Source organism: Streptomyces sp. NPDC059679 (assembly GCF_042734105.1).
In the GTDB taxonomy this organism is placed as follows: Bacteria; Actinomycetota; Actinomycetes; order Streptomycetales; family Streptomycetaceae; genus Streptomyces.
In genome coordinates this window covers 194,501-202,170 of the sequence record NZ_JBHWES010000002.1, presented here as the reverse complement: position 1 = coordinate 202,170, position 7,670 = coordinate 194,501, and the positions used below count along the sequence as shown (strand labels likewise).

The following is a 7,670-nucleotide window of genomic DNA, read 5'->3' as shown; positions in this document are numbered from 1 at the left end:
GTCGCTCGCGGTGCTTTCTGGTTCGCTTCTCCGCCCGCGCGGCGACAGCGGGCGAATCGTGCCTGTGTGCGGCCCGGCGGCCGCGCGTGCGACGCTCGCGGTGCTTTCTGGTTCGCTTCTCCGCCCGCGCGGCGACAGCGGGCGAATCGTGCCTGTGTGCGGCCCGGCGGCCGCGCGTGCGACGCTCACAGCGCCTCCCCCGTTCTGCGGTCCTGCGCCCCCTGCGGCCCTTTCTGGCGCGGGACCAGGGCCTCGGCCGCGGCATGCTGGTAGCGCAGCACCGCCGCTTCGGCGGCGCGCAGATCGCAGGGCGCGCTCCACAGCATCCGGCGCGCCGTGTCGTACCGCTCGATCAGCAGCGGGTCCTCGGCCATGCCATGACGCGAGACCTTCGCCTTGTACGCGTCCAGCCGGCCGCGCAGCTCGGCGCGCACCGCCAGCGGCGCGGTCACCGCGGTCAGCGACTCCCGGGCCCGCAGCAACTCGTCGTCGGCGCGTTCCTCCAGGGACTCCAGCAGCGGGGAGAGCCGGTGCCACTGGGCGCGCCTGCGGTACTCGGCCGCCGTCACCAGCTGCTCCTGCAGCACCGTCGGCGGGCCGCTGACCGCCGGCACCTCGGACGCCGCGATCTTGGCCAGCACCTCACCGCGCGCCTGCCGCGCCTCGGAGAGCGTACGGTCCGCGCGGGAGAGGACGTCGCGCAGCCGCATCAGCCGCCGCTCCGCGTCCTGCCGCACATCGAGGACCGCCTCGATCTCGCGCCGTACGTCCTCCAGGGCGCGGGCCGCGGCGTCGTAGCGGGCGGTGTCGGGACGGCCGCCGCCGGGCGCGGAGCTCGGCGAGGCGCCGGACCAGAAGGCGAGCGGATCGGAGACGACCTCGGCGCGCAGCGAGGTCAGCTCCGCGGTGATCCGCTCCAGGTCGTCGCCGGAGGGATGCTCGCCCGGGCGCACCCCGACCGAATGGGCGAGGGAACGGGTGCGGCGCAGCTCGGCGGAGAGCATGTCGATACGGGCGGGCAGCGCGGACCAGACGGCGTCGGCCGTGACGATGACATCAAGGGCCTCGGCGTACCACCGGTTCATCCGGACGACCAGCGCGTCCAGCGTCAGCTGCTCGCTGAGCAGCGGCGAGCCGGTGAGCGAGGCGCTGCTGGGCAGCGTGATGCCCGGGCCGCGCAGCAGTCCGGTGAGCTCGGCCAACTCGCCGGGCGTGGACCAGCGGTGGCGGGAGCGCACCTCACGGGCGGAGTGCAGCGCGTCCGTATAGGCGTCGAAATACGTCCACAGCAGGGAGATGGCCTGCTCGGTGGTGGCCCACCGGTCCTTGGTGACGCCGGTCAGCTCGGCGCCCTCCAGGAGTCTGCGGCCCGCGTGGTCCTGGAGGGCGAGCAGCGAGGACTCGATCGCCTCGTGTTCGGCTCCGAGCTTCGCCAGCACGCGGTCCACCTCCTCGCGGCCCATGACCGGCTTGTCGGGTTCCCCCGCGGAACTGGGGAAGGGTCCCGTGCCCCCCATCGATCACCTCTCTGTGTCCGTGCCCTGTGACCTGCTGGATCCGTATTCGCTACATCCCTACTGCGTGCACTTACTGCGTGCATCCCTACGCGCGCTCGCCGCGCGCTAATCCTCGGCGGCTGCTAGTCCTTGACCGCTAGTCCTTGTAGATGGGAGCCGGTGCCGCCGGATTCTCCTCCGTTCTGCCGAGATCTTCGGCGAGCCACTTACGGTAGGCCCGCATCCAGGGGCTGTTGTCACCGCCGGAGCGGTACGCCTCCAGCACCTTGTTGACCCGGCGTACCAGGTCCTCATCGCTCTTGTTCATCGCCACGCCGTAGAACTCCTCGGTGAACGGCTTGCCGACGAGCTTGACGGACGGGTCCTGGGCCGCCTGCCCGGCCGCCAGCGCATTGTCCGTGATCACGGCGTCCACCTGGCCGAGCTGCAATCTGACCAGACAGTCCAGCTGATTGGGCACCGGGGCGACCTTGATCGCGCCCAGGTCCTCGGCGCCGTCCTTCTCCTTGTCCAGCTCGGCCTCCGCGGTGGAACCCTGCGCCGTGCAGACCCTCTTGCCGCGCAGCGAGGTGTTGTACCCGGTCACCGAGGAGCCCTTGGGGACCAGCACCTGCTGCCCGGCCTTGAAGTAGGCGGTGGAGAAGGCGACGTCCTTGAGGCGGTCGCAGTTGATGGTCATGGTGCGGACGACGATGTCCACCTTGCCCTGCTGCAGGGCCTTGACCCGCTGGCTGGTGGGGATGGCGCGGTAGATGACCGCGTCAGGGTCGCCGAAGATGTCCTTGGCGATGGCGCGCACCAGCTCGATGTCGAAACCCGTGAGATCGCCGGTGGCCGGGTCGCGATAGCCCCAGCGGTAGCTGTTCTGGTCCACCCCGGCGATCAGCTTGCCCAGCCTGTGGCCGTCGACCTTCCGGTTCTTGATGCGCTGTATGGCCGGGCCGCTCGCGCTCGACGGCCGCAGACTGGCCTCCGGCCGCACACACTTCTCCGCCGTGGTCGCCGCCGTGGTCCGCGCGGCCCGCGGATGCACCCCGCTTCCCTCGCCCCGCCCGCTCCCGCCCCCGTCGCCCTGGTCGTCCAGCGCCGCGGGCACGAAGATCGCCGTGGCCACGCCCAGGGCACAGACGGCCGCCGCGGCGCCCGCTCGCACTGCTCGCCCCGCTCGCATCCTCACGCCCCCCATCGCCCTCACCGGTACTCCGACAGCCGGCGGCCTATGCCCAGCAGCGCGGCCGCCGCGCCCAGCGCGGCCAGCACCCCGGCGCCGAGCGCCAGCCCGGTCAGCGCGCCCCGCCCGTCGTCCGCCGCCCGCTTGAACTCCCGCTGCTCATGGTCCAGGGCCTTGGCCAGCAACTCGTCGACCTTGTCGAACGACTCGCCCGTGCTGCCCTCACCGCCGATGACCTTCTCCCGCGCGTCCTTGTAGTTGCCCGCGTCGTCATCGGCACGGGCGGCCTTGTGGCGCACCTGCCACTCCCGTACGCGCTCGGTGGCCTCGTCCACCGGGGCGCGGCCTTCGTCGTCGTCCGCGAGGCCGCGTGCCCGGGCCAGCAGGCTGCCGGGGGCGGGCCCGGCCTTGTCCCCGCCCGCGACGCTTCCGGCGTCGGCGCCGTCGTCGCCTATGAGGCCGGACATCTGCTCGGCGTAGCCCACCTCATAGGCGTCCTTGCCCTTGTCCTTGCCCTCCTCGACGACGACCGCGCCGCGCGCCACCAGCGTCAGGTTCTCGTCGCCGCGGGCGCGCAGCGAGTCGATCCGGGCCTCGTTGAGCACATGCAGGGACTTCGCCCCGTGGTCATTGGAGTCGTTCAGCGCGGAGCGGGCGAGGCCATGGCCGACCGCCAGCCACACCAGCACCACCGCCGAGGCGGCGGCAGAAGCGAGCAGCCCGCGGTTGAACACCCGGTTGGTGCGCAGAAAGTCACGCCGCTGGGCCAAGCCCAAGGCGGCCAGCGCGGCGACGCCGAGGCCGACCGCCGCCCACGGCCAGGACGTCGCCTCCTCGTAGTCCTCGCCCAGCCGCGCGGTCTCGGCCTGGTACAGCCGACCCGCGGCGGGCAGCAGCCGCTGCCGCATGATGTCGTTGGCATACCGCAGATAGGCGCCGCCCAGCGGCAGCCCCTGGCGGTTGTTGGCCCGCGCGGACTCGACCAGTCCCGAATAGACCGGCAGGAGCTCGCCGATCCGGCGTATCTCCTCGCGAGCGGTCGCCGAGCCCTCCGTATTGGCCGCGGCCCGCACCAGCAGCTTGGCGGCCCGGTCGATATCCGCCTCGTACCGCCTGCGCACCTCCGTCGGCTCCTGCCCGCCGGCCAGGAAGGCGCTCGCCGCGGTCGTGTCCGCGTCGGCCAACGAGCGGTAGATGCTCGCCGCGTCCGCGCTCAGCGGCTGGCTGTGCTCCACCACCGCGTCCGCCGCGGTCTGCCGGTCGGAGACCTGCCAGGCCGTCACCGCCCCGAACGCCACCACCAGCGCCGCGAGCACGGCCCCGATGACCCGCAGCCGCCCCGGCTCCGTCGTCGCCGCGGCCCGGGCCCGCTCAACACCCTCCCGCCACGCGGCCCGCCGCCGCCCCGACAACGCGCCCGCGGCGGCAGCTCCGGCCGCGCCGGTGGTCGGCGGGTATGCCACTTGACCTCCCCCTCGGTCCTGACCCCTCAGTCACTGTCGGCGGCCCGTCGCCCGATGCGGCGGGGGACAGGTATCCGGGCAGCAGTATGGACGCCAGCCGCCGACGAGCACACCGGTCGTGCCCGGATCTTGGCCCGATCGCGATCTTCGCCTCTGGGCCACCGGCCCCGGGGGGTGTCCGCGTCGTCCTCCTTCTCCCAACTTCTCATACGCTTCTCGGCGCGCATCGGTTCCCAATTACCCGCCCCGACCTGGAAAATCGGGGTCCTCAGGCCCGGGCTCAGGGGGCTTCGGCCCCGGGCGCGGGGATCATCAGCCCCGGGCGTAGTGCGCGCGCAGCGCGGCGTACGCCGCCGCGGGCGCGCCCATGCGATCCAGACCGAGCAGGGCGGCCCCGAGCACCGGCGGCGCGGTGACCACCCTCGGCTCCGCCTTGGGCGCGCGCTCGGCAAGCAGCTCGCGGACCCGGTCGTCCAGGAGCGGATGGCGCGCCGCGAGCACCCCGCCGCCGAGCACCACCGGCGTCTGCTCACCGAGCAGTTCGAGCCGGGCCAAGGCGACCGTGGCCATGGTGACCACCTCCTCCGCCTGCCGGGCGACGATCGCGCGCGCGATCTCGTCGCCCGACCCGGCCACCGCGAAGAGCAGCGGCGTCAGCTCATGGCGCCGCGCCGGGGCGATCCGCCCCAGATGAAGCGCCTCGATCAGCTCGTACATGGTGGCCAGGCCGAAGTGCTCGGGCAGGGCACGGGCCAAGGCCGTCGGCGCGCCGCGGCCGTCCTCCGCGCGCGCCGCCCACCACATCGCCTCCAGCGACAGATCACTGCCGCCGCCCCAGTCGCCGGAGATCCGGCCGATCGCGGGGAACCGCGCGGTGCGGCCACCATGGCCAAGCCCCGCGCAGTTGATACCCGCGCCGCATACGACGGCGACGCCGGTCGGCTCGCCGTCGCCAGAGCTGTCTGCGATTCCGGCCCGCAGCAGCGCGAAGGTGTCATTGGCGACCGTGACGCTCGACCCCCAGCCCTGGGCCGCCAACAGCGGCGTCACCTGCTCCTCCTCGGCCGGGAGATCCACATTGGCCAGGCAGGCCGAGACATGCTCGGTGGACGGCGGCCCGTCGAACCCGGCGGCCCGCGCCGCCCGCGCCACCAGCGGGGCGAGCGAGGCCACCGCGGCCTCGGCACCCACCACGGGCGGCTGGAAGCCGCCGCCGCGCGCGGTGCCGAGGACCGCCCCGTCCGGGCCGACCAGTGCCACATCGGTCTTGCTGTTGCCCGCGTCGACCGCCAGGACGGACGCGCGCGGCGGGTGGGCGGTCACATTCTGGGACTGCTTCAGGCCCACGCCAGGTGCTCCCGGTTGTGTGCGATGAGAGTGTCGGTCAGCTTCTCGGCGTACTCGATCTGGCCGATCAGAGGATGGGCCAGCAAGGCGTCGAAGACCCGCTCCCGACCGCCCTTCAACGCCGCCTCCAGCGCCAGGTCCTCATACGCGGTGACATGGGCGACCAGCCCCGCGTAAAGGGGTTCCAGAGGGCTGACGGGCAGCGGGCTCGCGCCGCGCGCGTCCACGGCCGCGGGGACCTCGATCACCGCGTCGTCCGGGAGGAAGGGCAGCGTGCCCCGGTTGAAGGTGTTGACGATTTGCACCTCGCCAGTGTCCCGCAGCAGGGACGAGGTCAGATCGACCGCCGCCTCCGAGTAGAAGGCGCCGCCGCGCTTGCCCAGGAGCTCGGGCTTCTCGTCCAGCGTCGGGTCGGCGTACATCTCCAGCAGCCGCCGCTCGATCGCCGCGACCTCGGCCGCCCGCGACGGCTTCGTCCTGAGCTCCTGTACGACCGCGTCGTGCTGGTAGAAGTAGCGCAGATAGTACGAGGGGACGACGCCGAGACGGTCGATCAGCGCACGCGGCATCCGCAGATCGTCGGCGATCGCGTCGCCATGCTCGGCCAGCAGCTTGGGCAGCACATCCTCGCCGCCCGGGCCGCCCAGCCGCACCGCGCGCTCCCAGGTGAGGTGGTTGAGGCCCACATGGTCGAGCGACACCTCGTCCGGGGCCACGCCCAGCAGCTTCGCGAACTTCCGCTGGAAGCCGATCGCGACATTGCACAGCCCGACCGCCCGGTGCCCCGCCGTCAGCAGCGCGCGCGTCACGATGCCGACCGGGTTGGTGAAGTCCACGATCCATGCGTCGGGATTACGGCGGCGCACCCGCTCGGCGATGTCCAGCACCACCGGAACCGTGCGCAGCGCCTTGGCGAGCCCGCCCGCGCCGGTGGTCTCCTGCCCGACGCAGCCGCACTCCAGCGGCCAGGTCTCGTCCTGGTCGCGGGCGGCCTGCCCGCCGACGCGCAGCTGCAGCAGAACCGCGTCCGCGCCGTCCACGCCCGCGTCCAGGTCATCCGTCCAGGAGATCCGGCCGGGGTGGCCCTGCCTGGCGAAGATCCTCCGCGCCAGCCCGCCGACCAGCTCGAGGCGGTCGGCGGCCGGGTCGACCAGGACCAGCTCCTCCATCGGCAGCACATCCCGCAAGCGGGCGAATCCGTCGACGAGTTCGGGGGTGTAGGTGGATCCGCCACCCACCACTGCGAGCTTCAACCCTTGACTCCTGTCAGTGTGACGCCTTCGACGAAGGCTTTCTGAGCGAAGAAGAAGACGATGATGACGGGGGCCATGACGAGCAGTGTCGCGGCCATCGTCAGATTCCAGTTGACGCTGTGCGCGCTCTTGAAACTCTCCAGGCCGTACGACAGCGTCCAGGCGCCCGGATTCTGCGCGGCGTAGATCTGCGGGCCGAAGTAGTCGTTCCAGCAGTAGAAGAACTGGAACAGCGCGACGGCCGCGATACCCGGCTTGGCCATGGGCACGATGATCCGCAGCAGCGTCCGCAGCTCCCCGCAGCCGTCCACCTTCGCGGACTCCAGGTATTCCCCGGGGATCGTCAGCAGGAACTGCCGGAGCAGAAAGATGGAGTACGCGTCGCCGAACGCCATCGGAATGATCAGCGGCCACAGCGACCCCGACAGATGGAACTGCTGGGCCCACACCAGATACATCGGCACCACCACGACCTGCGGCGGCAGCATCATCGTGGAGATGACCAGGATCATGGCGGTGCGACGGCCACGGAAGCGGAACTTGGCGAGCGCGTAGGCGACCGGCACCGAGGAGATCAGCGTGAACGCCGTGCCGAGCCCGGCGTATATCAGCGAATTACGCCACCAGTCCAGAAAACCGGGGGTGTTGAAGACCTCGGTGTAATTGGACCAGTGCCATTCGTTGGGCCACAGATCGCCGCTCATCGCCTGGCTGTCACTCATCACCGAGGTCAGAAAGACGAAGACGAACGGCAGCACGAAGAACAGCGCGGCGGCGATGGCGACCGCGTGCACGGCGATCCAGTGCAGTACGGCCTTGCGGCGGGCGGCCGGGGCAGAGGAGGGGCGGGCGGGGGGCCGTACCGGCGCGGACGGCGCCGAGAGGGTCGTGGTGGTCATATCGGTTGGTCCTCTCAAGC

General features: G+C 71.9%; 6 protein-coding genes. All 6 read right to left on the bottom strand.

Annotation, left to right across the window (positions count from 1 at the left end):
- Window positions 1–185: 185 nt before the first annotated feature.
- Window positions 186–1,517, bottom strand: a complete 1,332-nt coding sequence (locus ACFV2X_RS03450) for a hypothetical protein (protein WP_385610836.1) — start codon at window positions 1,515–1,517, stop codon at window positions 186–188.
- Window positions 1,518–1,653: 136 nt separating this feature from the next.
- Window positions 1,654–2,703 (bottom strand): glutamate ABC transporter substrate-binding protein, encoded by a 1,050-nt coding sequence (locus ACFV2X_RS03445; RefSeq protein ID WP_385610833.1) that lies wholly within the window; start codon window positions 2,701–2,703, stop codon window positions 1,654–1,656.
- Window positions 2,704–2,708: 5 nt separating this feature from the next.
- A complete protein-coding gene (locus tag ACFV2X_RS03440) occupies window positions 2,709–4,151 on the bottom strand; it encodes a hypothetical protein (RefSeq protein ID WP_385610830.1) in 1,443 nt (480 codons plus the stop codon).
- A 312-nt stretch (window positions 4,152–4,463) separates the two neighbouring features.
- Window positions 4,464–5,498, bottom strand: a complete 1,035-nt coding sequence (locus ACFV2X_RS03435) for an N-acetylglucosamine kinase (protein ID WP_385610827.1) — start codon at window positions 5,496–5,498, stop codon at window positions 4,464–4,466.
- Complete coding sequence (locus ACFV2X_RS03430) at window positions 5,489–6,751, bottom strand: 6-phospho-beta-glucosidase (protein WP_385610825.1); 1,263 nt, start codon at window positions 6,749–6,751, stop codon at window positions 5,489–5,491. The genes ACFV2X_RS03435 and ACFV2X_RS03430 overlap by 10 nt, the downstream gene beginning before the upstream one ends.
- Window positions 6,748–7,650 carry a carbohydrate ABC transporter permease gene (locus ACFV2X_RS03425; RefSeq protein ID WP_385610822.1) on the bottom strand — a complete coding sequence of 301 codons (903 nt, stop codon included), beginning with the start codon at window positions 7,648–7,650 and terminating at the stop codon, window positions 6,748–6,750. Before ACFV2X_RS03425 ends, ACFV2X_RS03430 begins: the two co-directional genes overlap by 4 nt.
- Window positions 7,651–7,670 lie beyond the last annotated feature (20 nt).